We start from the raw sequence: 26,365 nt of genomic DNA on the forward strand, positions 1-26,365 counted from the left end.
CTCTTCATTCAGCCTTATGGCAGAAGAAGAGCGATTTTGATTTTTTAAAATAAGAAAATGATTGACACCAAATAGGCGGGATGTTAATATCTTCCTCTCAAATCTTGTACGGAGGTAACAAGCGTGATAACAGTTCATGGATTAAGCAAATCGTATCAGGTTGCAAAACGCTCATCCGGCGTCAGACAGGCTGTGAAGGCTTTATTTAAAAGGGATTATAAGATCGTGGAAGCGCTTAATGATATTTCTTTCACGATTGAGCCCGGCGAAATCGTAGGCTACATCGGGCCAAATGGCGCCGGCAAATCTACGACAATCAAAGTGATGAGCGGCATTCTTGTCCCAGACAGCGGCACCTGTACAGTAATGGGATACACGCCTTGGAAGGATCGGGTTGACTATGTAAAAAATATCGGTGTCGTTTTTGGACAGCGATCTCAGCTATGGTGGGATGTTCCTGTCATCGACTCCTTCGATCTGCTTCGGGATATTTACAAGGTGCCGGAACAGGAATATAGAGACACGCTGGCTTTACTCACGGAAACGCTGGAGCTTCAGGACATTATTCAAATGCCCGTTAGGCAGCTTAGCTTAGGGCAGCGGATGCGCTGCGAGATAGCGGCTTCGCTGCTGCACAGCCCAAGCGTCCTCTTTCTGGACGAGCCGACGATTGGACTTGACGCGGTATCCAAAATTGCAGTACGGCGATTTATACGCACCATTAATGAGGAGAAGGGCGTTACGATTATTTTGACCACGCATGATATGAACGACATTGAAGCGCTGGCGAACAGGATCATTTTGATCGGAAAAGGGAGACTTCTATACGACGGAAGTGTAAACGCCATTCGGAATCAGTTCGGAACAAGGAAGATGATTACCGTCTTATACAGCCATCAGGAGAAGCCGCTTCAGGTGCCCGGCGCGGTCGTTGAGTCATGGTCTCCCGAGCGAGCGGTTCTTAGCGTCGATACGGCAGAGGTCAATATTTCGGAGCTGTTGATCGGCATATCCGCACAGGTAGAGCTTCTTGATATGACGATAGACACGCTGCCAATCGAGGATATGATTGTACAATTGTACAAGGAGCATCAAATATAATGAAGGCGTATCTATCGGTTTTTAAGCTGCGCCTGACGAATGGATTGCAATACCGTACAGCAGCGCTTGCGGGAATCGCAACCCAATTTTTCTGGGGCTTCATTATCATTATGGTGTTTGAAGCGTTCTACAGCGGGGCTGTTACGCAGCCTCCCATTTCATTAAAACAACTCATCACTTATGTGTGGCTGCAGCAAGCGTTTTTAGCTTTTATTATGCTTTGGTTCCGTGACAATGAGCTGTTCCAGCTCATCACAACGGGCAATATCGCATATGAGCTTTGCAGGCCTAGCGGCATCTATGGGTTTTGGTATGCCAAGCTGATCGCACAACGACTGGCAAGCGCGATTCTCAGAAGCCTGCCTATTTTGGCCGTTGCTTTTTTTCTGCCAGAACCTTATCGATTGCCGGCTCCGTCAGACCCGCTTGCTTTATTCTTGTTTATAGTGGCACTCGTTCTTGGGTTATTCTTGATTGTCTCTCTTTCCATGCTGATGTACATATCGGTCTTCGTCACGCTATCACCGGCGGGCTCGCTGCTTATGTTCGGCGTTATCGGCGAGTTTTTGGCAGGCATGGTCATACCTGTTCCGCTTATGCCATCCTGGCTGCAAAGCATCGTAAATGTACTTCCATTTCGCTTTACTGCCGATTTCCCATTTCGCGTCTATTCCGGTCATATTCCGAGGGAAGAAGCGCTTATCGGCATTGCTATCCAACTCGTATGGTTCATCGTATTGGTGGGGCTTGGCAGAGCAGCGATGGCAAAAGCACTCCGCAGAGTAGTCGTAAATGGAGGGTAACGAAGATGAAATTGTATTTAAAATATATGCTGATCCTGTTTAAGTCGCAAATGCAGTATCGTACTTCGTTTTGGCTGCTCTCTTTCGGACAATTCCTCTTGCCGTTTTCTATATTTGCAGGCTTGTATTTTCTGTTCGATCGATTTGGACAGATCAAGGGCTGGGATTTTCAAGAGGTAGCGCTTTGTTTCTCTATCATCCATATGGCATTTGCAATCAGCGAATGTTTTGCGCGCGGGTTCGATTCGTTTTCCAGTTTGGTCGCAAATGGCGACTTTGACCGCTTGCTGGTGCGTCCGCGCAGCACCGTCCTGCAGGTGCTAGGCTCGAAGTTCGAATTCACTAGAGTCGGACGGCTGCTGCAAAGCGCCATGGTGCTTGCTTGGTCGATCAGCCAGCTTTCACTTGATTGGTCGCTGCTGAAGATCATCACTCTCTTATTTATGATTGCGAGCGGCGTATTTATTTTTACCGGCATCTTTATGCTGGCTGCAACGATGTGCTTCTGGACGATTCAGGGCCTTGAAATCGCTAATATTTTTACAGACGGCGGCAGGGAAATGGCCCAGTATCCGCTTAATATTTATCAGAAATGGGTTACGCGCTTTTTTACGTTTATCATTCCTTTCGGCTGCGTCAACTACTTGCCCTTGCTCTATCTGCTGGACAAAACATCAGGCAATGACCTGCCGTACATGCTGGCGCCAATCGCGGGTATTGTTTTTATTTTACCGTGTCTGCTCATTTGGCGCTTTGGCGTTCGTCACTATCGCTCTACTGGATCGTAAGCAGGGATAAGAAGGACGTTGTGGAATATGGTCATAAATGACAGCAACGGGGGATTTTCGCTTTGAAATCGATAACGGTACGAGAGCTTGCGGAGCGATTTTCATTAGAAGTGCTTGCGGGAGAGGATAAGCTGGATCGGCAAATCGCGAAGGCAAGGGCTTATCGCCCGGGACTCGAGTTTGTTGGGTACTTTGAGTTTTTCCCGCAGGAGCATGTCCAAATATTAGGAAAAAAAGAAATTACGTATTTGCATACCTTAACCGAGGACGAACGAAATCATCATATCGGGAATATCGTCAAATATCATCCGCCATGCTTCGTCGTTACAGCAGGTCAAGAAGGGTTGAAATATTTGACTAAATATTGCGATCAAGAGGGAATACCTCTGCTGCGCACAAAGGTTCCTACGGCACAATTTTTGGGGATGCTGGATGCTTATCTGCTCAACTCGCTTGCCCCGGAAATTTCAATACATGGCATCATTTTGAACGTATCGGGCATTGGCATTTTGCTGCGCGGCAAATCAGGCATCGGCAAGAGCGAAACCGCACATACGCTGATCAAACGCGGCTCTAGGCTGGTAGCTGACGATATTGTCGTATTGAAAAAGCTAAGCTCGCAAACGCTGCTGGGCACACACGACGGGAAAACGAAGGAGTTTCTAGCGCTGAGGAGCATCGGTTTGATTAATGTAGTCAGGCTGTACGGTAGACAGGCCTTTCAGGATGAGACGCGTATTGTACTGGATATCGAGCTGACCAAATGGCGGGACAATGAGCTGAACAATGATTTGGAGCTTGTGCCAAAGTTTACGGAATATATTGGCGTGCAAATCCCGCATATCGAAATTCAGGTTCAGCCGGGAAGAGATATCGCTGGCTTGATTGAGGCGGCTGCTAATAACTGGTACCTAAGACAGCAAGGGTACAGCGCGGTAGAAGAATTTATGAAGCGGCTTGAAATGGAGTAGCAATTGCCGCGCAGCAGGTATATTCTGTTACTTGGAACGATTAAAGGCGAAACGACTATCCATTTACTAGTAAAGCATGATACACTAAGTGCAGAGAAAGCTCATCCTTGCGCACAAGTCCTGACAGATTCGAAGGAGGAAACCGCGTGGAAAACTGCTCAATCGTCACAAAGCCTGCGCTCCAATTGGCAGGAATTAGCTACTGCGGCCCGTATTCATCCTTTCCGGATGAGGCGATTCGGCTGCAAACCGAGTTTTTGACACGCAAACATGAGTTGAATGACGCTGCAAAATCTACGGTGCTGTATAGTCCCTATTTCGGAAATGAAGTTTTTGCAACGTACTTTGCTTGCTATGAGGTTCAGCATCTCGAGGAGATTCCTCCCGGCATGGTGCAGTTCACGATTCCTGAGCATCGATACGCGATGGTAGCCTGTTCAAACAAAAGAATCGGCGAAGGGTATGAGCAGCTTCATACTTGGATAAACGAGCTGCGGCTAGAGAAGCAGGAAAACGCCGTATCGCTGGAACTATTTTATATCGACGAGCATCATTTGGAGGAAGAGCCGGTAGAATTGCTTATTCCGCTCAAAGGATAATTTATATGAAGTGCTTGCGCGCAAACGAACGGAGTATCGAATGGAAGACATTCGCTCCGGCTCGTTTTGCGAAGGCAGGCTCTTTTTTGTTTGGAGATGCAAGGATGAAGGGAGGTAGGATAGAGAGATGAGCCATGAATTGTATATCGTAGATGCTTTCACAAATGAACGGTTCAAAGGAAATCCGGCTGCCATCTGTTTATTGGAGCAGCCGCAGCCTGAAGGCTGGATGCAGCAGGTAGCTGCTGAAATGAATCTACCGGAAACGGCATTTATTGTGCCGGGAGCGGAGAGCTATGGCCTGCGGTGGTTTACGCCTGTTGCGGAAGTTGATTTATGCGAACATGCGACGCTTGCGACTGCGCATGTTTTATGGGAGACAGGCAAATTGTCTGCACAGGAAATGGCTCGCTTCATGACGAGAAGCGGTTTATTAACGGCCAAGCTTGATGGTGCTTGGATCGAGATGGATTTTCCAGCCGAGCCGCCGGAAGCAGCAATAGCGCCTGAGGAGCTTGTTCAAGGCTTGGGACTTATTCCTAGGTATGTTGGCCGCAATCGGATGGATTATTTTGTTGAGGTGGACAGCGAGGAGACGGTTCGCACGCTGCAACCGGACTTCGCGATGCTTGCGAGGCTGGAAGCTCGAGGCGTTATCGTAACGAGTCGATCGACTGGCTCTGTATATGACTTTGTGTCACGGGCTTTCTATCCTGGAACTGGAATCGATGAGGACCCCGTTACGGGCTCGGCCCACTGCGCGCTTGCGCCATACTGGGCGAAGCGGCTTCGCAAGGACAAGCTCGTCGGTTATCATGCGTCTCAGCGTGGCGGAATCGTTAAGGTGAAGCCGGTTGGCGATAGAGTTTATTTGTCGGGACAAGCGGTAACGGTACTAAAAGGACAATTGGAGGGGTAAAACGATGTTAATGATGAAGCTGCCAAAGGAACAGAAGGAGCAGATGACCGGCCGGATTCAGCAGTATTTCGAGCTGGAGCGTTCAGAGACGCTCGGATCAATCGCAGCGGAGCAGCTGCTCGAATTTATAATTCAAGAGATAGGTCCACATTTGTATAATCACGCGATTAATGATGCGCGCAAAGCCGTCCTGGAGCGGATGCAAACGCTTGAGGACGAGCTTTATGCGCTGGAGAAGCCGATAGTAGTTAAACGATGATACTCCTTAGACAGAAGCGGACGCGTACGGCTTGAATAAGGAGCTCGAACGTATTGAAGCGCTGCAGCTTCGAGCGCATTGCTCGTCGCAAACGGAAATGAAAGTCAGATAACCTATGCTATAAAAAAACACCGCAGCAGTCGGTGTTTTTTTACTTTATGCGTATGAGGGGTTCCATATAATAGAAAGATATGATATTATTTATGCGAACACTAGTTCTGTTTTTTGGCTGACAAGCTAACAAGGCGGAGCATAGGCGGAGGGAAGGGATCGCGATGGTGACGGATCGGTATTCGGAAATAGATGAGGTAATCGCTTATATTCATGCCAATATTTATGAGCCGCTGCCGCTTTCTCGATTGGCACAGCATGCCGGCTATAGCAGCTTTCATTTCACTCGTATTTTTAAAGAGAGAGTCGGTCTCTCTCCCTTGTATTATGCTTCCTCCCATCGCTTGCAAAAAGCGAAGGCTTTGCTGCTGCATACGAATTTGAGCATTCGCGATGTTGGACTCGAGATCGGGCAGCAAAGCCTTGGAACCTTTACCTCCAGATTTACCGAGCGAGTGGGCGTGACGCCGTCTGAATTTCGCAACTCAGCCCTTCAAGTGGACGATCAAATGCGTTCTCTGCAAGAGCTGAACGATTGGACAAAGCTTGAAATTTCTACGAACAAATACGACCGGATTGAAGGAACCGTTCATGCTGAGATTCCCTTTAACGGAGTCGTTCTGATCGGTTTGTTCGCCAAACCAATCCCTGAAGGTCTGCCTTTATACGGAACGCTGCTTTCCTCGCTTGGCCATTTTTGCTTGACGGGCGTCAAACCCGGCACCTATTATCTGATGGCTACATCGGTTTCTTGGGGGATGCAAGCAAATGATGTTTTGCTGCCGCAAAACACGCTGCGAACAAGAACCAGAGAGCCAATTACCGTCACGGGCAGACTTGCTGTTCCACATCAGCAGGTTATGCTCTATACGCCTCGACCGGACGATCCGCCGATTCTCATTTCCCTGCCTTTGCTGATGAATAATTTTCTCAAGCAAGTAGCTCCATATAACAGCAGAAAGCCATGACCAATTGAAGCGGAACTCAAAAAAAAGCTTGCCCATCTCGCTTTAAGCAGGAGGGACAAGCTCAAAAGTTTATGCACGTGATTTTTTGTGCGAAGCGGTTGACTTGAACGGTGTTACTTTATTTTTGCCTGTCGTTTTCGAATGGTACATTGCTTCGTCGGCTTGCTTAATCAACTCTTGAACAACCTTGCTTTCTTTGGTTGTACTAAAGCCGACGCTTATCGTAACCATCGTTTCCTTCTCCACTCTGGACCGGATCGATTCAGCAACAATCTCTGGCTTCACACGCTCTGTACTAATGCAGCTCAGCAGCTCTTCCCCGCCATAACGTCCCGCCGAGCCTATGCCGCTGGATTCCTCCTTAATGATTTCGGCGACCTGCTTAAGCACTCCGTCAGCCTTATGATGGCCATGCGTATCATTTAATTTCTTGAAGTTATCAATGTCGCAAAATAGAATCGCCATCGGCTTGTTCCTTTGGAGCAGCAGCTCGGCCTTTGAATAAAAATGACGCCGGTTATATAAGCCGGTCAAACCGTCTGTGATAGACGAGTGATAGGTATACATAAGACGCTCGATTACCCATTCAAAGAGCAAAATAAATAAAAGCGAGTAATAGATAACCGGCAGCAGCTGGGTGAACGAAATCAACCAGATGAGCGAGCCGTGGAATACATAGGCATTGGCGAGCCTAGCAAGCTCGCTTGCGAAAAATACGATAAGGCTGGCATAATATTTGGAGCTCATGTCCGCGCTTCTGGTGTCGATCATGACCATAAAAATGACAATTAATCCATAGAAGTCGAGAGCAGGAAAAGTAAAGGCTTGCGCCTCGAAAGCCGTTTCCGCAGTAAAGGGCGTAATCGCAAATTGTATACCTGCAATAACGAAAGTCAACATACTCATAATGATAAAGGGGATGACTTTCAGTTGAGCAGAACGATGAGTATATAATTTCATGAAAACAAAGTTTATAATAATAAAAGAAATGATTTGCATGATCGTGAAAGCCAAATGAAGCCACGGTGATAATGACCAGCCCGGATAGGCAAGAATGACGAGCAAGCCATGCTTGACGATAATGAGCGGTATAGCTGTAATGAGCAAGCGGTACGTTCGTTTATTGCGGTAGCTGGCATATAGCCTCACCGACATAAAAAGCATAAGAACGAGAATGACGATAACAGCCGATGAAGAGAGCAGCTGGCCGTTTGGGCCTGAAAGCCATTGTGTAATTGACATGAGTTAACCACCGATATCTAGTATAGTACGAACAGCTTTACAGAAACATATGTTCTAATATATCATGTTTTACGGTGAACGAATAGTTAAGGGCAGACGTTTTATGTTGAAAGGATGGGACACATGAATATTTTACAAGCCTTATTTTTTCCACCGGAGCAGCCGGGCGGAGTTTCATCGATGATCCCGTACATTCAGGATAGATTTATAAAAATAGGCTGGCAGATGGAATTATTCTCGTTGCCTAAGCGAGTTAGAAGCAAGGGCCAAGAGGACGTCGTTTTCGAGACCTTTGATCATACGATCTATAGCGGAAACGCAATGGTAGACAAATATATTCAAACCTATAAGGATTACGTATGGTGGACCAAAATGCGCATTAAAAAGCCATACGATATTATACATGCCCATCATCCGATTGCAGCGCTCGTTATGAAGCAGCTATTCCCAGAAACGCCGCTGGCGGTGACGATCCACTCCAGCTTCGAGCGCGAGCTTATTTTGAACGGGAAAATTATAGAAGGCGGGCCGGAGCATCAATTCCTAATGAGTCTTTATGGCGAGCTGGAGGCGAAGGCGGATCATTTGCTGACCGTTTCCGAGTCGTTCCGTACGTATATATCTCCTCATATTAAGCATCCGGAGAAAATTAAAGTCATTCCGAACGGCTTTGATGAAAAACGATTTAGGCCGATCGCCCATGAAAATGCGATAACACAGCTCATTACGGTATGCAGGCTTGTCCCTGCGAAAGGACTTGATGTGCTGCTTCATGCATGCGCGGAGCTTAAGCAGAAGGGCCATCCGTTTGTCCTGCATATTATCGGAGACGGACCGATTCGCGAGGAGCTGGAGGCGTTAGCGGTAAAGCTGGATTTATACGACGATATTATTTTTTATGGCTACATGCTTCATCCTGAGGAGTTTATGCCCTTCTTCGATGTGTTCGTATTGCCCTCGCGAGCGGAGGCGTTTGGCTCTGTATTCGCAGAGGCCGCGTTATGCTGGCTCGCGCTGGTGGGTACGAATGTGGGCGGCATAGCCGAGCAAATCGATGACGGAGTCAACGGATTGCTAGTGCCGCCGGAGGATCCAGCAGCGCTTGCAGACGCGCTCGAGAAGGTCGTGACCGATCCTACCTATCGGTACAATCTGGCAAGGGCAGGATGGGATAAGGCGAAGAAGGTATATTCGCTGCAACGAGTCATAGCCCAGCTGAAAAAGGTTTATCTCAATATGAAGCCGGAGTAACTTTTTCATTTTAATAGAATAGGCGGTTATGGGATGTCGGTACCTTTTCGATTTATTCATGCAGCAGATTTGCATTTGGATAGCCCGTTCCGCGGACTTGCGAAGGCGCCGGGCCATGTAAGAGAAGCATTGGCTGACTCGACCTTCGCGGCGCTGCGGCAATTAACGGTGGCGGCGATTCGAGAGCAAGTGGATTTTATCGTTCTGGCAGGAGATTTATTCGATGAGGCGGATCGCTCTCTGCGGGCGCAGCTCATGCTCGTTCGAGAGTGGGAGAAGCTGGAGCAGCATGGCATTGGCGTGTTCATCATTCATGGGAATCATGATCCTCTGAGTGGGTCGAGAGCTGTTTTGATGCTGCCGTCCAATGTATATGTTTTTGGAGCGGATCAGATGGAATATAAGCCGGCTTATCGCAGAAGCGGTGAGCTGGCTGCTTTTATTTACGGCAGATCGTATGGCAAGCGAGTTATGACTGAAAATATAGCTGCCAGCTACAGCATTCAGCCTGATGCGCCGTTTCATATCGCGCTGCTGCACGGCAACGTCGATGGCGACGGATCGCATGACCCTTATGCGCCTTGTGCGCTAGACGAGCTTATTGGCGGCAAAGGCTTTGATTATTGGGCGCTGGGGCATATTCATCACCGCAGAGTGCTGCATACCTATCCGCATGTCGTTTATTCGGGCAATACGCAGGGTAGAAATCCTCGCGAGATTGGAGCGAAAGGCTGCTACATTGTTGAAGTGTCGGCTTCGAGAGCCGTCGAGCTGAAGTTTTTGCCGCTTGACCAGGTACGCTGGCTCGAAAGCAGCTATTCCATAGCTGAAATAAGCTCGGAGCAAGAGCTGCTGCAGCAGCTGGATGGTGTAATTGACCAAGTACTGGCCGAAGCAGAGGGGCGATCGGTTATGCTTCGGCTTATTTTGACCGACCGAGGCCCGCTGCATCAGAAGCTGTCGGACCCAGCGATCGTGAGTACGCTGCTTGAGCAGCTGCAGGCGGGCAGGCAGATTCTCTCTGGCGAAGCTTGGGTGCTCGTGCATGGGCTTGAGGTGAACACGGGAGCTGTGCTGAATTTGCAGGAGCTGGCGGTCGAGGACAGCTTCGCAGGTGAATTGTACCGATTAAGCGCGAGGCTCGCAGAGGACGAAACGCTGTGGCGTGATTTTGCAAAGGAAGCCGTTGGTCAGGTCGCAAGCCACGCGAAGCTGGGCAGGCTTATGCAGGGCAAATGGGACGAGCTTCCAAGGCGCTGGCTTGCGCAAGCGCAGGAGCTGACCGTTGGAGCAATCCGCGGAAATGATCGGGATGCATAAATCTAGGGCAATAGATGGATACGATACCTTTAGGAGTTGACGATGCATGAAGCTTATGAAGGCTGAAATTGACGGTTTCGGACAGCTGCATCGGCGGCAGGTGCCGCTCGATGCGCCGGTGGTCATCGTGTATGGTCCGAATGAAGCGGGCAAAAGCACCGTCTTCGGCTTCGTGCGCACGATGCTCTACGGCTTCGCCAAACGCGGGCAGCCAAGCGAGCGGCAGGAGCCGGTAAATGGCGGCAGACATGGAGGACGTTTGTTTTTTGGCGATGCAAGAGGCAGGCAATATGTGCTTGAACGCTATGCGGCAGATGGATCAAGCAAGCTGAAATTACGTGAAATCGGGCATTTGGCAGATGGAGCCCTGCAGTCGGAAGAAAGGGAGCGCCTTCTAGATGGTGCTGAGCCGATTGTTGCAGAAGGCGCTTGGCTCACGCAAACGGATTGGGAGCGGCAATTTCTTGGAGGTATAAGTGAAAGGCTGTATCGTCAATTATTCGCAGTCACCCTTACCGAGCTGCAAGAGGTGGGTACTCTGCCAAGCGATGAGCTAGGACGTTATTTGTATCAAGCGGGCTGGGATGACGGAAAGACGATTGCGGCAGCAGAGAAACGGCTGGCGCAGGAGATGGAAGCGCTTTTTAAGCCGCGCGGCACGAATCAGCAAATTAATCAACAGCTCAAATCGCTGGAGCAGCTTGAAGCTGAGCTGCGGAAAAGAAATGACGCTATCGCTTCGTACAATGATTTGGTGCAGCAGACGGCCAGGCTTGATGAATCGCTCCGCTCGCTGGAGAAGGATCTGCCTGCGGCGGAATCTCGTCAAAAGCTGCTGAACAAGGCTTGTTCCGTTAGGCCGCTATGGATTCGCAAGGAGAAGCTGCTGCTGGAGCGCGAGCAAATTGCATATGCAGCGCGGCTTTCCGTTCATGCGGAGAAAGGCTGGGAGGAGCTGCTCCGGCAGCGGGCGGAGTATCGGGAGGAGATGGAGAAGCATCGGCAGAAAGCATTGCTGCTGGAGCTTCAGCTTGAGGCGATCAGCTATGATGATCAGCTTATCCGGCTCGGGGATGAAACGGAAGCTTTGCTGCAATCATCGGAGAGCATGCGGAAGCTTGCGCAGGATAGCGCCGAACGGGAGGCAGAGCTGCGGGAGCATGATGAGATGATCGCAAGACTCGTCACCAGCATTGCGCCGGAGTGGACGGAGCGGCAGCTTAGAGAGCTTCAAGTAACGGTAGCCGATCGCGACTATGTGAGAGAGGCAAGGCAGCAGGAGCTTGAGCAGTCGCGGACGGAGGAGCGGTTCGCAGCGGAGCTTGAGACGCTGAAGCAGCAGGAGCGGGAAGCGAGCAGCGCCTTGGAGGAGGCGAGGTCAGCCGTCGCACGAGATGCGGCTGGGCAAGAGCAGGCAGGCGGAGCCGGGTTTGAGGTGCTGCCGCGAACGCGTGATGCGCTGAAGGGGGCGTGGAACGCCCTCGATAGCGCGCTCCGCGAGTGGGAGCTCGAGCGGGCGCGCACTGCCGGCGCCGCCGGAGCCGCGAGCGATAGCGTCGCGGGAGGCCGCGGCGCGGCAGCTGCTGCGGGCCGAGGCGGAGCCGGCCCGCTTTGGGCTGCAGCGGCTGGCGCGGGCGGAGCTGCGCTGGCGCTGTGGTTTGCATCGGCGGCGGCGGGTGAGCCAGCCGGCGGAGCGGCATTAGCTGCGCTAGCGGTCGCGGCGCTTGTGCTTGCTGCGGCTGCGGTGCTGCGGAGCCGCAATGCGGGTCGTGTGGCCAGCAGCAATGATGGATCGCGCGGCCTAGGGCTTGGAAGGAGTGCTGACGCTTGCGACAGAGCGGATCAGCTAGCGTTAAGCGAACGGGAGAAGCGGATTTATCAGGCGCTGGAGACTATGGTGCGCGAGCCGCAGGAAGCTGCGGCAGCGCTGCTTGCGGCAAAGCATCACAGCTCGGCTGAGCACATGCTGGCAGCCGAACAGGCGCGCATTCAACTGCGCGCCGCAGTGGAAGCCCGTCTCGAGGCGCTCCAAACGAGCGAGCGCCTCATCGACAACACCAGCGAGCTCGCCCGCCGCCTGGAGCGGCTGCGCGCGCACGCAGCAGGGCGCAGCGAAGCAGCCGCCGCCGCTGCGCAAACCAGGCAAGCCCTCGCCCGGCAATGGGCCGGCTGGCTTGCAGCACGCTCGCTGCCGGCCGGCATGTCTCCGGCAGCCGTGCTCGAAGCCTTCGACCTTGCCGAGCAAGCTTTGCAGCGGCTGCAGCAATACGACCGGCTGGCGGCAAAGCAAGCCGCCGCGGGCAAGCAGCTGGCCGCTTTCGCGAAGCAAGCGGCCGACTTGTGCGAGCAGCTCGAGGAAGCGAAGGCGCAGCTCGCTATAGATCCCGCGCTCGCACTGCGGCTGCTGCATGCCGAAATACGCCGGCATGCAGCAGCGAAGCTGGAGGCGCGCGGAATACTCGCGCGCCGCGATGAGCTGCATATGGCCATGCAAGCGGCCAATTCCCGTTTGCAGGAGCTGCAAGCTCTAATCGCAGCGCAAATAAATGAGGCAGAGCTTGCTAGCGAAGCGCAATATGAGCTGGCAACCCAGCATCGCCGCGACTTGCAGGAGCTTGAGCTTGAGCTTTCCAAGCTAACGCTTGAGATGACAGCCGGCCTGTCAGAGGAGCGAGTCGCCGAGCTGGAGCAGCTGTTCGGATTATACGATGAAGAGCGACTGCAAGCGCTGCAGGCAGAGTCAAGCTGCGAGCTTGAAGAGCTTGAGAAGCAGAAGCGGGAGCAGCTTGAGCAGCGTGGAAGCTTGCGGCAGTCTTTGGAGCATTTGCTTAAGGAAGAGGAGCACCAAAGGCTGCTATCTGACAAGGAAATGACGATAGCCAAGCTGGAGGCCGATGCGGAGCGTTACGCTGTACTTTCGATAAGCGCTGCATTAATTAGCCGAACGAAGCGGATTTACGAGGAGGAGCGACAGCCAGTCGTGCTGCGCAATGCGTCGCGTTTGATCGCGACGCTGACGGACGGCAAATATATTCGGGTGCTGACGACGCCTGGCGAGCCAGGAATAAGACTCGAAACCTCAGACAACCGCCTAATTGATAGTGCGCTGCTTAGCAGAGGGACCGCGGAGCAGGTTTACTTGGCGATGCGATTCGCATTAGCAGAGGAAGCTTCGCAGGGGACTAAGCTTCCTCTTATGCTGGACGATGTGTTCGTTAATTTTGACCGCGGGCGGCTGCATGCCGTTATGAGGCTGCTCGCGGAGCTGTCCGGCGATAGGCAGATGATTGTAATGACCTGTCATGAACATGTCAGGGATGCCATGCTTGAGCATTGTGAGGATGCAGTGCTCGTACAAATCTAGTTGTTTCTAACGCTTATACTTAAGTGTGGGTTACTCGCTTGCGGATAATCAAGATAAGCCAGCCAAAGCTGATCAGTCCGAATAATGGATAAAGCGTCGACAGCAGCGGGCCAAATCCGATTTGGCTGGCTACATAACAGATGGCGAGAATGAGAAGGACAATTAAGCTGCGCGCCCATTTCAAACGCTCATGAAGCTGAAGGGTGAGCCCGTAAATGTCGGCGATAAGCGTCGTAAAGATTTCCGCGAAAATAATAAAAATATAAATAAATTGAACGCTCGGCCCAAGCTGCCTTGCGATGCCGCCCATCGGAATGGCAAATTGCTGAATGCCCGGCATATGAACGGATAGGGCGATATGACCGGCCAGCAGCATGAAGCCGATGCCGATTCCGCCGACCCAAGAGCCTGCAATGATTACTTTGCGATCGTTAATCTCCGCGCCAAGCGGTACGAGTACTGCCTGCGACATCGAGAGATTAAATGCGGTATACAGAAAAGGCGATGCCCATGCCGCCCATATCGAATGGTCGCTCGATAGCGTAATGAACTTGTCTGCACCCGGTGTTTGGAAGGTGTCAATCATAATGAGTACGGTGAATAGCAGCATAATGGGAACGACTATAGCATTAACCGTTAGGATGGCATTCATCCCTTTGCGCAGCAAAAAGTAGCAGGCGGCTATTGTAATCAGCAGTCCCGATTGATAGGAAATATTCCAATGCTCATAAAAGATCGTACCGGCCCCAGCGAGCATAACGGCTGTTACGCCAAGGAGCACAACGAGCATGAAATGGCTGATGAGCCGCCCGTATTTGTCGCCAAACAAAGCCTTATTTAAATCCTCGTACGATTTCGCTCTTATTTCGCTGGCTATGAGCATCATTTTGGTGCCCAGCCAGATGAACAATACGGTTGAGATTGCGATCGTTATCGTTCCCCAATACCCGAAACGGGTAAAAAATTGCAATATTTCTTGACCGGTGGCAAAGCCAGCTCCTACTATCGTACCCATATAGGTTGAAGCGATTTGCAGCACCTTTCCAGTACGTTTCCACATCGTCTACCGTCCTCCGTTCGATAACCCTCTATATAAGAAGGTATGTCCAATAGGGGACAGGCATGACTTTTTTCAAAATTTTAGGATACTAGATCGACATCAAGTGGAGTAAAATCATGTCCATGCTCATTACCATTGCTGTGTTCATTTCGGCATTAGTATTCATATTGCTGAATCCGAAGGGGATTAACGAAGCGTTTGCTGCGACTGTATACCAAATATGGCTTGCTGTTCACCTTTCCGATCTTGCTGCTTGCTTTGCTTGGTTTATGGCTGCAAGGATGGTCATAGCTATTAGTCGAGTGCAAGCAGCTTTATCGATACGATTTCATTATGTACAGGGTCTAGGTCAAGCTTTAGAAGCGCTCCTTTAGCTTTGTAGGACAACAAATACGTTGTCTGCTTATCCGGCTTTCCGAGCGCTTTCAGCGCAGTCTCGGGGTCGTCTCCTATGTGAAGTCCGCTCAGGCCGGCTGAAATGCTTTTATCATAAACCTCAATATATTGAACTTTCTTGTTAACGTTGATGCCGATGGCGAAGCCTTTGTATTCAAGCACCTTGATTGCCTCGTTCTCGTCATCGAGATGGTAGCTGTCTACGGGCTTGCCAAAGAGCTTACTGACAGCTGCATCACTGTTGCCGATCGTAATGCCGTTTAGCTTTGGCGCATCTGCGCTCCATACAGCGTCTTGGCTTGCCGTTTTGACCGTTGCTTTCGTATCGTCTTTCTTCCCCGCCGTTGAGGTCTTGGCGCTCGTATCGCTCGTCGTTTCGACAAAGTTGGAATGCGGTTCATCCGTATGAAAATCATTGTCAGACTGCTCAATATATGTCTTCTGTGGGCTGTTTGGCTCGTCCTCCTCACTTTGAATCGGAGTTACGCTGCCCGTATAGGAATCGGGTGGAGTTGTCGCTGTGCTCTGACAGCCTGCGAGCAATAGGACCAGCGCAGAGGTAGCTGCAAGCATCGCTGCTTTTGTTTTTTCTTTTTTCTTAGGAAACATGAGCTGCACTTCCTTTCGTAATAATAGTGTAATCGGCATCCGTATTCTAATTGTTTGAATAAATCGAGTTGTGCATGAATAAAAGCGGCTCTCCTGATTTAGACGTAAAATGGTGGGAAAAGTTGCTCTTTTTTACCGTAGATTTGAAATTATTCCTTAGATATACTCGGATTGTTTTTTGGTTTCGGGCTAACGCCTTTAAGAGGGTTGCGCTTTTTGCCTGACCTATGGTACGTTAACGAAAAGGATTTTGGTGGAGGTAATGTAAGATGGAAAGCTTAAAACAACGTATTTTAGCTGAATCATCCGTGTTGTCGAGCAACGTGCTGCGGATGGATGCTTTGATAAACCACCAGGTCGACCCTGCATTGACGATGGAAATGGGACAAGAATTCGCAAGACGCTTCGCAGAAGAGCAAATTACGAAAGTCCTTACGGTTGAGTCTTCGGGCATACCCGCTGCATTCGCAACGGCGTACACGCTTGGCGTACCGCTCGTATTCGCTCGTCGGAAGAAGACGTTGATCGCAGATCCGGACGCATATTTGGAAAGAGTACCTTCCTTTACAAAGGGAATGGTTACCGATATTATGGTGTCAAAACAGTTTCTAACCGCAGAGGATCGGGTATTATTCATTGATGACATTATTGCGAATGGCGATGCTGCCCGTGGTCTCATCAAAATAATTCAGCGTTCGGGCGCAACCTTAATCGGCCTTGGCGTAGTCGTCGAGAAATCATTCCAAGCCGGTGGGAGAACCTTGCGGGAACAGGGCGTTCGAGTGGAGCCGCTCGTTCGTATTTCATCGCTAGATAACGGTGAAATCACATTTGAGTAACATGTTCCAGTACAAATGCTCTTTTCCCATCCAGCATTATCGCGTATACTAATACAGAAGTGATCGAGGGGAGGCACAAGTTATGGGGGAAATGTCTGCAGAGTTTATGTATGCGAAGCTTAACGATGCGAAAGTCCACTTTGAGCGTGCACTAGATTGCAAACATACGGAATTTGATGATTTATATCCTTATATGATCGAGCATCCGCAGTTTTTCTGGTACAAACGCTATGTGGCGTGGTCGGAGCTGCTAACGATTGTGAAGCTGTGCGACGAATTGTCTATTGAATGGCGGGATCAATTCACCGACCGTCAGAGCGAATATATCGGTAAGCGTGTAATGTCTTCACGCGTGCTGGATGAGTGGTATGAAACTAATGATGCCAAAGAGCGCCGGTTAACCGAACTTCAATAGGTTGAGTGAACATTTTTTATAGATTGAATGGAACCTCAATGTGATGCGCGAGCATGCATTGAGGTTTTTCAATACAGATACAGCTGCAAACAAGAATGCGGGAGGGAAGTTCAGTGATTAGCGAAGAGCAATTGGATCAATTCCGCGTTAGCGGGGAGACCGTTAGAGTCGTAAGAGATGAGATGGAAGTTAATGATGTACTCGGGATCGTAGTGGCATGGGACGAGTCCTCCGTTGTCATTCGCCGGCCTAATCGCCGTGTGGTAAAGCTAAGCCGCATTTACAGCTACTCGCCAGCATCTGAGGAACGTGCAAATCCTTTTGAAGATGTTACATAAATAGAGATTTACGTAGGATTAGGGAAGACCATTCAACTTTTGGATGGTTTTTTTTATGAGGAAGTGCCATCGACATCATGGAAAAAACACCTAATTACATATCATTTAAACTAGTATTTGATTCGATAGTAATGACAATTTTTCCTTTGGCATTTCCTTCACCAAGATACCGAAGAGCTGCAGCAGTCTCGTTTAACGGGTAACATTTATCAATAACAGGTACTACATTGCCGGATTCAAAAAGCTTTTTCATAACATTTAGATCCTCTTTGTTCGGCTTATGTATTAGAAGGCCCATTTGCTTATTCGTAATCATTGAAATCAATGGTCCTAGCAACATGACTTGGAAAAGTCGAGACATTAATCCGCCGACCATGATATAAATGCCATTTGGAAGTAATGCACGCTTGACATCGAATATCGAACGATCAGCCACAACATCAAGAATCAGATCGTAACGCCGTCCGTTTTTGGTGAAATCTTCTTCCGTGTAATCAATGACGTGGTCTGCACCAATCGAGCGCAGCATATCCAATTTACTCTTGCTGTCCACGCCGGTCACTTCAGCCCCGAATGATTTGGCAAGCTGCACCGCAAAAGTACCTACACCACCGCCCGCACCATTTATCAAAACCTTTTGCCCTTTTTTAATCTGTCCTTTATGGCGAAGTTCCTGCAGGGCGAGAATTGCCGCTTGAGGTACGGCTGCTGCTTCCTCGAATGTCATGCTGCAGATTTCAAAGCTAATGCACTTTCAGGAACACAAACATACTCGGCAAAACCACCCCAACCACACCCGGATATGTCCCCGAATACCTCATCGCCTGGCTGAAACTCTGTTGCGTTTGTGCCAACCGCTGCTACCCGCCCTGCTATGTCACAACCGAGTATTTTGTATTTTGGTTTTGAAAGCCCTTCAAGTCGAACCAGGAACGGCGTGCCTGTCAGGAGATCCAAGTCCCATGAATTCACGGATGCCGCATAAACTTTTACCAGTACTTCTTTGTCCTTCGGAGTCGGTTTTTCTGCCTCTTTGAGTTGAAGAACCTCAGGTGGCCCGTAATTTGTGTATACAATTGCTTTCATGAGTTTCCTCCAAGTTCGAACTTTCTTTTGCCTATTGTCATGACCTTTAGAATTTTTTCCATCCAATTACATGGTTCGACATACCTGTTATGGATTTTTATGTTATTATCAATTGGAAAATTTGATTTTGGGGACTGGTGTTGAACTTTGGAAACAAATCAGCGTTTAGAACAATTAGACTCAATCAGAGGGCTTGCTGCAACTTCAGTAATTTTGGCTCACATTTCGATTATCATTCCAAGCACCAACATTGTTGAGAAGTTAAATAACACTCCTCTGCATTTATTCTGGCTTGGTCATGAATCCGTCATTTTGTTTTTTATTTTAAGCGGTTTTGTTCTATCTCTTCCCTATCACAATAATAAACAATCAAAGTACAGACATTATTTAATAAGACGAATATGCAGGATCCTGATACCGAGTGCTATATCTATATTGCTAATCATGCTCCTAATGAGCATATTATCACCTAGCAATATTACAGGAGTAAGCGATTGGGCTAATACGATATGGTCAACTCCTTTTACAACTGAGATGATTGTCAATCATTTCATTCTTTTAAAAGAGTTTGACACTATGAATCTAAATCCTGTCATATGGTCGCTAATTCATGAGATGAGAATTTCTTTAATATTCCCTCTGATTATGTGGCTAATAGTTCGCAATAATAAAGGCGTTAATGCGATTATTTTATTTTCTATACCTGTCATATACTTTTTGAGTTATTATATCCTTCTCAATTTGTTTTCCTACGATATAACATCATTCCGTGCTGGTTATTCTTCTTATCTACTCACACCACACTATGTTGCGTTCTTTATGTTAGGAGCTTTGCTTGCAAAATATAAGAGAGATTTCAGTGAACGATATAACAGATTATCATTTGCCTTCAAAATTGCATTATTAGTTATTGGATTGACTCTTTATATGTACGTTTGGCTAGTGCTGCCTAATCATTCTTTGTTGCATATGTTTATAATAAATGATTGGGCTATTGCTTTAGGATGTTGTATCTTCATATTATTTAGTTTAAACTCTAAAACATTAAAGTCGATTTTACTGTTTAAGCCAATACATTTTGTAGGTAAAATATCCTATAGTGTTTATTTGTATCATTTAATTGTAATGTTGACACTCCTATATTCATTATCTGGAAAGATGCCAGTCATATCAATTTTAGTTCTTTCATTTATTGTTTCATTTGTTATAGCAACGATAATGTATTATTTGGTTGAGGTTCCATCTGTAAAATTGGGGAGACTTTTAAGCACGAAACTCATGCCTGACCATTCGATCATTCCAAAAACAATTGAATTCGAAAATCAGTCAGTAGGGGAGTGATGGAATTATTATTTTAACTTGTGAGAAGTACTTGAGCGCAGTTTTGATAATGGAAAAAAAAGTAAATAACAATAATTAAACATATTGTAATAAGAGTTTGATTTCATTCACTGAAAATTGTATCAAATTAGGAGCGTATATCATGGATTCGATATTATTTATTGCAACGTGGGCAATTGTAGGTATTTTTATTGGTGGGGTAATAGTACTGATTAGAGCTAAATTCAAGAAGTAAGGAATTACGAATGTGTCTCTTAATTTGTATGATGAAGTGTGAAAACAGCCACATCCAAGAAGGAAGTGACTGTACTCGTTATTCAACTAAAGCACCCGATAGTTTAAGTGTAATAATTCACAATTTTCCTATGCGAATTTTAATTAAATGGATTTTCTAAAGTATTAACTTCTTGGTATATTATTATTGGATCAGAAATTATACCATATTTTGTAGCAAGTAATATCAAAATTGGATGCTTTTCTATGAACTACTGTAAATATTTGAATGTGAACCAGTATTATTAGATGCTGAAATTAAGAATTTATCTTTTATATATAACCAAGCCACTAACTAGGTTCTCAAATAAAAATGAGAAGTTTGTTGTCACCATTTCACCTTCCTCAGGTCAAGTGAAAGTAAAGGCTGAGGATTTGCGTTCAGATGAAGTTATATCTTATTTTGATTTGAAAAGAGTAGACAGATTTGAAATTGTGGCGAACAAACAAGAACATTCTAGTGTTTTAATCACGCTGTGCCAAGATGAAATTCTACAAACATTAGAAATTGATTTTAAGCCAAGATTTAAGGCAGTTTTTAAGGAACATTTCGTTAGAAAAACATGGAATTTATCTACAAACGGTTGAGGGTGAATATATGACACTTAGTAAAAAACGATCTAGGAAAATAGTTGTAGAAGATGAAGAATACAGGTGGATTATCTCCGCAACTACAAGAGGATGTATCTTGTTAGTAGCAGAACATGGGCAGGAACAGGGACGAAGAATTGAAGTGCATATAGAATCAGATACTAATGATTATTGGGTCGAATTTCCATATGTTGATGATTTGAACTTAAAAATATTAAAACCAAAAGAAGTTGCTATTATTATTTTAGAAGCAATTGAACAAGGGTGGAAACCAAGGGAAAAGGGATTAACACTCGTTTTTGATTGGGTTGGAAATAAATTAGTAAGAAGGAAAGTATAGATTTTATTCAATAAATGAGAAGCTATAAAAGCATCATCATCCGATGGTGCTTTTCTTAAGCCTATGAGTGTGTATGTGAACTCTATCCTGTTTCGACAAACCATGGTAAGATTTAACTATTAATTCATTGAGTAGTAGATCGAATGGTCTAAGTTTCATTACTCTATTCATTGATATATAAAGTTGAGATGGAGGTTTCTTTTGTGATTGGTTACATCGTATTAGCTTTAATCATCGGCTTTTGTGTGGCAGCTATTATTGGGTTTAAAGTAAGAAATAAACCGGATAATAAGAGTTTTAGTCAGCCTTTTGAAGAAAATTATAACTTAAAGGAAATTGATATTACAGATATTGACAAGATGGAAGACGGCTCTGAGTTTGAGATGTATCTGTATAGGCTTCTGATTGAGCTGGGATACTCAGGCGTTTATAAGACAACGAATAGTAGAGATTTTGGAGCAGATGTGGTTTTTACTGATCGTGAGGGTATAAGAAATGTAGTACAGGCCAAGCGATACTCTGATTCTGTTGGCATTAGCGCTGTGCAGGAAGTATTCTCATGTATGCGTTATTACAAAGCTAAGAAGGCAATTGTGATTGCGACAGCCACTTTCACAGAACCATGTGAAACCCTGGCAGGAGTAAATCATGTAAAGCTGCTTGATAGAGCTGATTTGATAAAAATTATGGATGCATTCAAGGAAGATGATATAGCAGCGGCTAAAGGAATAATTGAAGCAGAGCCAAGAATGATATTGGAGTCTTGGAGTGAAGCTAATAGTAATGTCCTGCATGAAATCAGGAAGGACTACAAGGCTGAGAAGTACGTAAAGTCAGTGATGGGAAAGTAATGGATGTGCTAACGACTAACTTCGCTGTTGGTCGTTTTTATATGTTTTTTAAGCAACAAAAAAACCACTGATTATTATAATAATCAGTGGTTTGTATTTACAAAATGGAGTCAATCATTGACCATTAGATTAAACTTCGTCTAAAATAGTCTGTAAACCTAATTAGGATGCGGTCGAGAGGACTCGAACCTCCACGGCTGTTACACCACTAGAACCTGAATCTAGCGCGTCTGCCAATTCCGCCACGACCGCGTATTTTGTTTCAACAGAAAATATCTTAACATTAATTACGTGTAAATGTCAACAAAATTTTATATAAATGGAGGAATATGCTGTGAAGCAATTAGAGCAAAAAATTTTAGAGGAAGGAATTGTCCTAAACGGGAATGTACTGAAAGTGGACTCCTTTCTCAATCATCAGGTTGATCCGCAGCTTATGCTCAGCATTGGCCAAACCTTCGCTGCTTTATTTGAAGAAGAAGGCATTACAAAGGTACTTACGCTTGAATCCTCAGGCATTGCGCCGGCTGTCATGGCTGCATTAACGATGAATGTTCCGCTGCTCTTTGCACGCAAGCGCAAGTCGTTAACGCTCAAGGACGATCTTTATACCGAGAAGATTTATTCCTTCACGAAGCAGGAGGAGAGCGAGGTTACCGTATCGCGCAAATTTATGTCTGAGGAAGATCGCGTCCTTATCATTGATGATTTTCTAGCGAACGGCGATGCTGCGCTTGGCTTGGCGCGCATCGTTGAGCAGGCGGGTGGTACGGTGGCGGGTATCGGCATCGTCATAGAGAAGGCGTTCCAGCCAGGACGCGAGAAGCTTATCGAGCTAGGCTATCGCGTACATTCCTTGGCGAGGGTGGCTTCGTTGGCAGATGGGAAGGTAACCTTTGCTGCTGAGCCTGTTGCGCAAACCGCGTCAAAAGTTTGACAATGGATGCACCGTGTAACTATAATGCTTACATGGCAACCGGCTGGACAGTCAATTTTGTCGCGGGAAGGTATCATCATTATTTTTTGACAGGCGGTGAATGCGTTGACTAGCAATCGATTTGCGGTAGCGGTTCATATTTTGACCTTATTGGAGACAAATAAGGCGGCACGACTGACTTCAGATTATATTGCTGGCAGCGTGAATACGAACCCTGTCGTCATTCGCAGAATTATTGGATTGTTAAATAAAGCTGGCCTCGTCGCTACAAGCGCTGGCGTGGCGGGAGCCGTCATAACTAGACCGGCAAGCGAAATTACGCTCTTGGATATATACAATGCTGTCCATAACAATGGTCAAGACGAGCTGTTTGCTATTCATGAGAAGCCGAATCCGGCATGTCCGGTTGGCCGAAATATTCAATCATCGCTTGAAGCGGCTTTTAATGAAGCGCAGCAGGCGATGGAAAATAAACTTGCCAACATTACGCTTGAAGCAGTCACGCTGGATGTCGTGAGCAAGTTTTAATCGAATCGACTGCAGGAAGAAGAGGCCTAGCTCTAGAGTGGGCCTCTTTCTTTTGCTCTTTTTTCGTTTATTGCGACATAAACCAAAAGCAAAATTTCCTAAGACTTCTATATTTTAAGCATATTTTCCAGCCTCTTCACAAACAATGATAGTAAAAGATGAGGGGTGTATGCAGCAATGAGCAAACAGGATGGATGGTCTGATAATATGAACGTGGAAAAGAGAAGCAGAAACAGGCGTTTACTCATGATGTCGGCTATTGCTGTGATGTGTATGTGCAGTTTAGTTTTCGCTGTGAGCAATGCTGGATATGATCGAATATATGCTCAGTCTGCGTTAAAGCATAGGGCAGCTGCTTCAGAGGAGAAGGAAGTTCGGACTGTCGCGATCGTAATTGACGATTTTGGCAACGGGATGAACGGCACGTCGGAAATGATGAAGCTTCCGGTGAAAATAACGGCAGCGATTATGCCCTTTATGCCGACAACTAAGCGGGATGCGGAGGCAGCGCATAGGCTTGGACACGATGTGATCGTCCATATGCCGATGGAGCCGAATAAGGGACTGAAAAAGTGGCTTGGTCCAGGTGCGCTTACGACGGATTTGAGCGATGCAGACGTTCGCAAGCGTGTGGAGGATGCGATTAACGATGTGCCGCATGCAATCGGCATGAATAACCATATGGGTTCTAAGGTGACGGCTGACGAGAGAATAATGCGAATCGTGCTAGGCGTATGCAAGGAGCGGGGTTTGTTTTTTCTCGATAGCCGAACGACCTACAAAACGGTTGTACCCAAAATAGCGGCGGAGCTCGGTGTCCCGATTGTTTCCAATGATGTTTTTCTCGATGATGTCTACACGGTTCAGCATATATCAAAGCAAATTAACGAGCTGCGCAAGCATCTGGAATTGCACGCGAGCTGCATCACCATCGGACATGTTGGACCTGCGGGACTCAAGACAGCAGCCGTTCTGCAGCAGTACATTCCAGCGATGCAGCAAAGTGTGCAATTTGTGAAGCTGACCGAGCTGGTTAGAGGCGGTTCAATGAACGATCCATTTGTATTGCCCAATTCCTGAGGCGATAGCGGCTGCAACCTCTTGCTGACGCTGTGGATTGGTAAGCATGGTTCGGTCTTTAACACTGCTGATAAAGCCCATTTCGACAATAACGGCAGGCTGCTGAACGCGATTGAGCAAATAAAACGGCTTTCCCTCCCGCGGGAGGAAGGCTGTATTTTGCTGTCGATTAAGCGCATCCTGAATGCAAAAAGCGAGCAAGGAGCTTTCTCCGCTGCTCTGATGCAGAACGAGAGGGCCATGCTGCGAGCTTTTTTTCGACCAATTCACATGGAGGCTAACGAGCAGCTCGCTCTCAATCTCCTGCGTAAGCTGATGGCGCTGCGACAAGTCCTTGCGATGCCTGGAGCGTGTAATATGCCAGCGATTGTCATCACTTAACGCGTAATCGGCAGTTCGATTTAGAACAGAGGGAATATTTTGGCTGCGTAAAATAAAATATAGCTTGCGGGCGACTGCTAAATTGATGTCCTTCTCGAGAATATCGGCAGAGGATGCCCCTCCGTCGATGCCGCCATGCCCAACATCAATGATCACGACCGTAGACGGCAATGCCCAATCCGGATCGGTACCGACCGGCAGAAGAGGCCAAGCTTGAGCGCTTGATGAGCTGGTAAGAGCTGCAAGCCACAGCACGATAATGCCGAGTGCTATTTTACGAAGCATAATAAATTTTCCTCCAGATCACTTTGACTTACCGTATAGCGTGGCTTTTTGGAGGAAAACTCATGCATGTTTACATTCGATTGCTGCAGGGCAAACTTTATAACATCATCTTATTCGAATAGGGAGAGAGGAGCTGGGCAAATGGCGAAGGGCGATGAGTACGTAAAATATGTGACTGAGCGGTTTGTGAACTATATGGAAACACCGAGGGAAGAAAGAAAGCAACAAAGAACGTCAGCCAAAGCGCGTAGAGAGCCATGGCTGACGAGGTGGTTCGGATATGGGCCTATGAGCATTATGCTATGGTGGCGAGGCAGATCTGAGCGTCATCGGTAAAAATGGCCAAGCTCGATCAGCAGCGTTAAGGGGATATAACGGCGATCTGAGCCATTCTCATCTGCTTCAAGCGCCACGTAAATAGATCCTGTATTCCATTTGTTATAGCCGACTACCGACCACACATATAGCATTTGGCCATCGAACAGCTCAGAGGTATAGCGGAGTTGTTCTTTGTTGTTGAGATTGGTGAACAAAGAGGAATAAGAGCTGGTGCTTAATGGAAGAGGCTTCTTGGTCAGCCATGGCAGCTTCGCAAACGTGTTGAATGAGGAAATCGTTACTTGCTTCAAGAGGGTCGCGTGATCAGCTACTGCCATTTGCTTCGCATTCGTCAATTTCATTGTTGACGCTGCTTGCCAATCGCTTGGCTGCACGGGCAGCACCTCGCCGCTAGCGGCATCTGTGTAATAGGTTTCCTTATCCGCTGTTATTTTCCAGGCAGCCAGAAGCGGATGAATATAAAGGGCTTCGGTGTTGGAGGCGGGCTGCAACAGCTCCAGCTGCTTTATCGATCTAGAAAGTGTACGCTCATCGAATAAAGGGTTATGGCTTGTCCCATATTCGCCGAGTTGGAATCCGCCAGCCTCAACGGCATGAACAATGAGGTATCCAACCGTTTCGCTGTTTTGCTTCACAAGGACAAGCCAGCTGTGTGTACCCGGTCCAATCGGTGAAATATCGAGTGAAGATTTTTTCCATGCTTCAAAAGATGGCGCTTCGGCAAGCTCGTCCACCCAGCGCTGCGCTTGCTGCTCAAGCGGCTCATAAGCCGTCGCACGATTTGCTATGGCTGCCGCAGGCTGCGGCTGCAAACCGCCGGCATATAATACAATAGCGGTTAACACACAAGCCGCTGTTAGCTTAATCAACTTTTTTTGCATCCTTTTATCACCTCTATGCTATTGTAAGGGACATGCTTTAAGAAGGCTGTTGCAACCTGTCGCGAGATGGCGGCCTTGCGACCGCCTTTTTTTGACGTA

General features: G+C 47.5%; 29 protein-coding genes and 1 tRNA gene. 22 read left to right on the plus strand and 8 right to left on the minus strand.

Annotation, left to right across the window (positions count from 1 at the left end):
• Positions 1-123: 123 nt before the first annotated feature.
• The 8 genes from AC1TPC_RS09815 to AC1TPC_RS09850 all read left to right on the plus strand — a co-directional run bounded on the left by AC1TPC_RS09815 (position 124) and on the right by AC1TPC_RS09850 (position 6,519).
• Positions 124-1,101, plus strand: coding sequence for an ABC transporter ATP-binding protein (locus tag AC1TPC_RS09815; protein WP_482066678.1), 978 nt, complete (start codon positions 124-126; stop codon positions 1,099-1,101).
• On the plus strand, positions 1,101-1,904 hold the full coding sequence (locus AC1TPC_RS09820; protein WP_482066679.1) for an ABC transporter permease: 804 nt from the start codon (positions 1,101-1,103) through the stop codon (positions 1,902-1,904). The genes AC1TPC_RS09815 and AC1TPC_RS09820 overlap by 1 nt, the downstream gene beginning before the upstream one ends.
• Before the next feature lie 5 nt (positions 1,905-1,909).
• A complete protein-coding gene (locus tag AC1TPC_RS09825) occupies positions 1,910-2,692 on the plus strand; it encodes an ABC transporter permease (RefSeq protein ID WP_482066680.1) in 783 nt (260 codons plus the stop codon).
• Positions 2,693-2,754: 62 nt separating this feature from the next.
• Positions 2,755-3,663 (plus strand): HPr(Ser) kinase/phosphatase, encoded by a 909-nt coding sequence (hprK, locus tag AC1TPC_RS09830; RefSeq protein ID WP_482066681.1) that lies wholly within the window; start codon positions 2,755-2,757, stop codon positions 3,661-3,663.
• 146 nt (positions 3,664-3,809) lie between these two features.
• Positions 3,810-4,262, plus strand: coding sequence for a GyrI-like domain-containing protein (locus AC1TPC_RS09835; RefSeq protein ID WP_482066682.1), 453 nt, complete (start codon positions 3,810-3,812; stop codon positions 4,260-4,262).
• A 127-nt stretch (positions 4,263-4,389) separates the two neighbouring features.
• The gene (locus AC1TPC_RS09840) at positions 4,390-5,181 is read left to right on the plus strand and encodes a PhzF family phenazine biosynthesis protein (protein ID WP_482066683.1); all 792 of its coding nucleotides are present in this window, start codon (positions 4,390-4,392) and stop codon (positions 5,179-5,181) included.
• A gap of 4 nt (positions 5,182-5,185) precedes the next feature.
• Positions 5,186-5,440, plus strand: a complete 255-nt coding sequence (locus AC1TPC_RS09845) for a DUF2164 domain-containing protein (RefSeq protein ID WP_482066684.1) — start codon at positions 5,186-5,188, stop codon at positions 5,438-5,440.
• Between the two features lie 275 nt (positions 5,441-5,715).
• Positions 5,716-6,519: a helix-turn-helix domain-containing protein gene (locus AC1TPC_RS09850; RefSeq protein WP_482066685.1), complete on the plus strand. Its 804-nt coding sequence runs from the start codon at positions 5,716-5,718 to the stop codon at positions 6,517-6,519.
• Positions 6,520-6,588: 69 nt separating this feature from the next.
• Here AC1TPC_RS09850 and AC1TPC_RS09855 read toward each other — a convergent pair whose 3' ends face one another.
• Positions 6,589-7,761, minus strand: a complete 1,173-nt coding sequence (locus AC1TPC_RS09855; RefSeq protein WP_482066686.1) for a GGDEF domain-containing protein — start codon at positions 7,759-7,761, stop codon at positions 6,589-6,591.
• Positions 7,762-7,884: 123 nt separating this feature from the next.
• Between AC1TPC_RS09855 and AC1TPC_RS09860 the strand changes: the two genes are divergently transcribed.
• Genes AC1TPC_RS09860 through AC1TPC_RS09870 form a run of 3 tightly spaced genes read left to right on the plus strand, consistent with a single transcriptional unit; the run spans position 7,885 to position 13,696 of the window.
• Entirely contained in the window at positions 7,885-9,012 is a 1,128-nt protein-coding gene (locus tag AC1TPC_RS09860) for a glycosyltransferase family 4 protein (RefSeq protein WP_482066687.1), read from the plus strand.
• Positions 9,013-9,045: 33 nt separating this feature from the next.
• Entirely contained in the window at positions 9,046-10,332 is a 1,287-nt protein-coding gene (locus AC1TPC_RS09865; RefSeq protein WP_482066688.1) for a metallophosphoesterase family protein, read from the plus strand.
• Positions 10,333-10,378: 46 nt separating this feature from the next.
• Entirely contained in the window at positions 10,379-13,696 is a 3,318-nt protein-coding gene (locus tag AC1TPC_RS09870; RefSeq protein ID WP_482066689.1) for an AAA family ATPase, read from the plus strand.
• A gap of 19 nt (positions 13,697-13,715) precedes the next feature.
• Here the strand turns inward: AC1TPC_RS09870 and AC1TPC_RS09875 are convergent, their stop codons facing one another.
• On the minus strand, positions 13,716-14,756 hold the full coding sequence (locus tag AC1TPC_RS09875) for a YkvI family membrane protein (RefSeq protein ID WP_482066690.1): 1,041 nt from the start codon (positions 14,754-14,756) through the stop codon (positions 13,716-13,718).
• Positions 14,757-15,050: 294 nt separating this feature from the next.
• On the minus strand, positions 15,051-15,761 hold the full coding sequence (locus tag AC1TPC_RS09880; RefSeq protein ID WP_482066691.1) for a hypothetical protein: 711 nt from the start codon (positions 15,759-15,761) through the stop codon (positions 15,051-15,053).
• A 269-nt stretch (positions 15,762-16,030) separates the two neighbouring features.
• Between AC1TPC_RS09880 and AC1TPC_RS09885 the strand changes: the two genes are divergently transcribed.
• From AC1TPC_RS09885 to AC1TPC_RS09895, 3 genes are all read left to right on the plus strand, one after another.
• Positions 16,031-16,600 (plus strand): xanthine phosphoribosyltransferase, encoded by a 570-nt coding sequence (locus AC1TPC_RS09885; protein WP_482066692.1) that lies wholly within the window; start codon positions 16,031-16,033, stop codon positions 16,598-16,600.
• A gap of 82 nt (positions 16,601-16,682) precedes the next feature.
• Positions 16,683-17,015, plus strand: coding sequence for a hypothetical protein (locus AC1TPC_RS09890; RefSeq protein WP_482066693.1), 333 nt, complete (start codon positions 16,683-16,685; stop codon positions 17,013-17,015).
• A 113-nt stretch (positions 17,016-17,128) separates the two neighbouring features.
• The gene (locus AC1TPC_RS09895) at positions 17,129-17,353 is read left to right on the plus strand and encodes a hypothetical protein (RefSeq protein ID WP_482066694.1); all 225 of its coding nucleotides are present in this window, start codon (positions 17,129-17,131) and stop codon (positions 17,351-17,353) included.
• A gap of 94 nt (positions 17,354-17,447) precedes the next feature.
• On the opposite strand, the gene AC1TPC_RS09900 is transcribed toward AC1TPC_RS09895, so the two are convergent.
• Entirely contained in the window at positions 17,448-18,080 is a 633-nt protein-coding gene (locus AC1TPC_RS09900; protein ID WP_482066695.1) for an NAD(P)-dependent alcohol dehydrogenase, read from the minus strand.
• Complete coding sequence (locus AC1TPC_RS09905; protein ID WP_482066696.1) at positions 18,077-18,439, minus strand: alcohol dehydrogenase catalytic domain-containing protein; 363 nt, start codon at positions 18,437-18,439, stop codon at positions 18,077-18,079. The genes AC1TPC_RS09900 and AC1TPC_RS09905 overlap by 4 nt, the downstream gene beginning before the upstream one ends.
• Positions 18,440-18,586: 147 nt before the next feature.
• On the opposite strand from AC1TPC_RS09905, the gene AC1TPC_RS09910 reads away from it, so the two are divergent.
• From AC1TPC_RS09910 to AC1TPC_RS09925, 4 genes are all read left to right on the plus strand, one after another.
• Positions 18,587-19,780, plus strand: a complete 1,194-nt coding sequence (locus AC1TPC_RS09910) for an acyltransferase family protein (protein ID WP_482066697.1) — start codon at positions 18,587-18,589, stop codon at positions 19,778-19,780.
• A gap of 522 nt (positions 19,781-20,302) precedes the next feature.
• On the plus strand, positions 20,303-20,641 hold the full coding sequence (locus AC1TPC_RS09915; RefSeq protein WP_482066698.1) for a hypothetical protein: 339 nt from the start codon (positions 20,303-20,305) through the stop codon (positions 20,639-20,641).
• Between the two features lie 10 nt (positions 20,642-20,651).
• On the plus strand, positions 20,652-20,984 hold the full coding sequence (locus tag AC1TPC_RS09920; protein ID WP_482066699.1) for a hypothetical protein: 333 nt from the start codon (positions 20,652-20,654) through the stop codon (positions 20,982-20,984).
• A 203-nt stretch (positions 20,985-21,187) separates the two neighbouring features.
• Positions 21,188-21,835 (plus strand): restriction endonuclease, encoded by a 648-nt coding sequence (locus AC1TPC_RS09925; RefSeq protein ID WP_482066700.1) that lies wholly within the window; start codon positions 21,188-21,190, stop codon positions 21,833-21,835.
• Between the two features lie 168 nt (positions 21,836-22,003).
• Here AC1TPC_RS09925 and AC1TPC_RS09930 read toward each other — a convergent pair.
• Positions 22,004-22,087, minus strand: a tRNA-Leu gene (locus AC1TPC_RS09930).
• A gap of 82 nt (positions 22,088-22,169) precedes the next feature.
• Between AC1TPC_RS09930 and AC1TPC_RS09935 the strand changes: the two genes are divergently transcribed.
• From AC1TPC_RS09935 to AC1TPC_RS09945, 3 genes are all read left to right on the plus strand, one after another.
• A complete protein-coding gene (locus AC1TPC_RS09935) occupies positions 22,170-22,772 on the plus strand; it encodes a xanthine phosphoribosyltransferase (protein WP_482066701.1) in 603 nt (200 codons plus the stop codon).
• 105 nt (positions 22,773-22,877) lie between these two features.
• Positions 22,878-23,300 (plus strand): Rrf2 family transcriptional regulator, encoded by a 423-nt coding sequence (locus AC1TPC_RS09940; protein WP_482066702.1) that lies wholly within the window; start codon positions 22,878-22,880, stop codon positions 23,298-23,300.
• A 177-nt stretch (positions 23,301-23,477) separates the two neighbouring features.
• On the plus strand, positions 23,478-24,380 hold the full coding sequence (locus AC1TPC_RS09945) for a divergent polysaccharide deacetylase family protein (RefSeq protein ID WP_482066703.1): 903 nt from the start codon (positions 23,478-23,480) through the stop codon (positions 24,378-24,380).
• Here AC1TPC_RS09945 and AC1TPC_RS09950 read toward each other — a convergent pair.
• Positions 24,345-25,046, minus strand: coding sequence for an N-acetylmuramoyl-L-alanine amidase family protein (locus AC1TPC_RS09950; protein ID WP_482066704.1), 702 nt, complete (start codon positions 25,044-25,046; stop codon positions 24,345-24,347). The genes AC1TPC_RS09945 and AC1TPC_RS09950 overlap by 36 nt on opposite strands.
• A gap of 141 nt (positions 25,047-25,187) precedes the next feature.
• On the opposite strand from AC1TPC_RS09950, the gene AC1TPC_RS09955 reads away from it, so the two are divergent.
• Positions 25,188-25,382: a YqzE family protein gene (locus AC1TPC_RS09955; RefSeq protein ID WP_482066705.1), complete on the plus strand. Its 195-nt coding sequence runs from the start codon at positions 25,188-25,190 to the stop codon at positions 25,380-25,382.
• Here AC1TPC_RS09955 and AC1TPC_RS09960 read toward each other — a convergent pair.
• The gene (locus AC1TPC_RS09960; protein ID WP_482066706.1) at positions 25,373-26,266 is read right to left on the minus strand and encodes a hypothetical protein; all 894 of its coding nucleotides are present in this window, start codon (positions 26,264-26,266) and stop codon (positions 25,373-25,375) included. The genes AC1TPC_RS09955 and AC1TPC_RS09960 overlap by 10 nt on opposite strands.
• Positions 26,267-26,365: the final 99 nt, after the last annotated feature.

Source organism: Paenibacillus sp. Y280 (assembly GCF_056786335.1).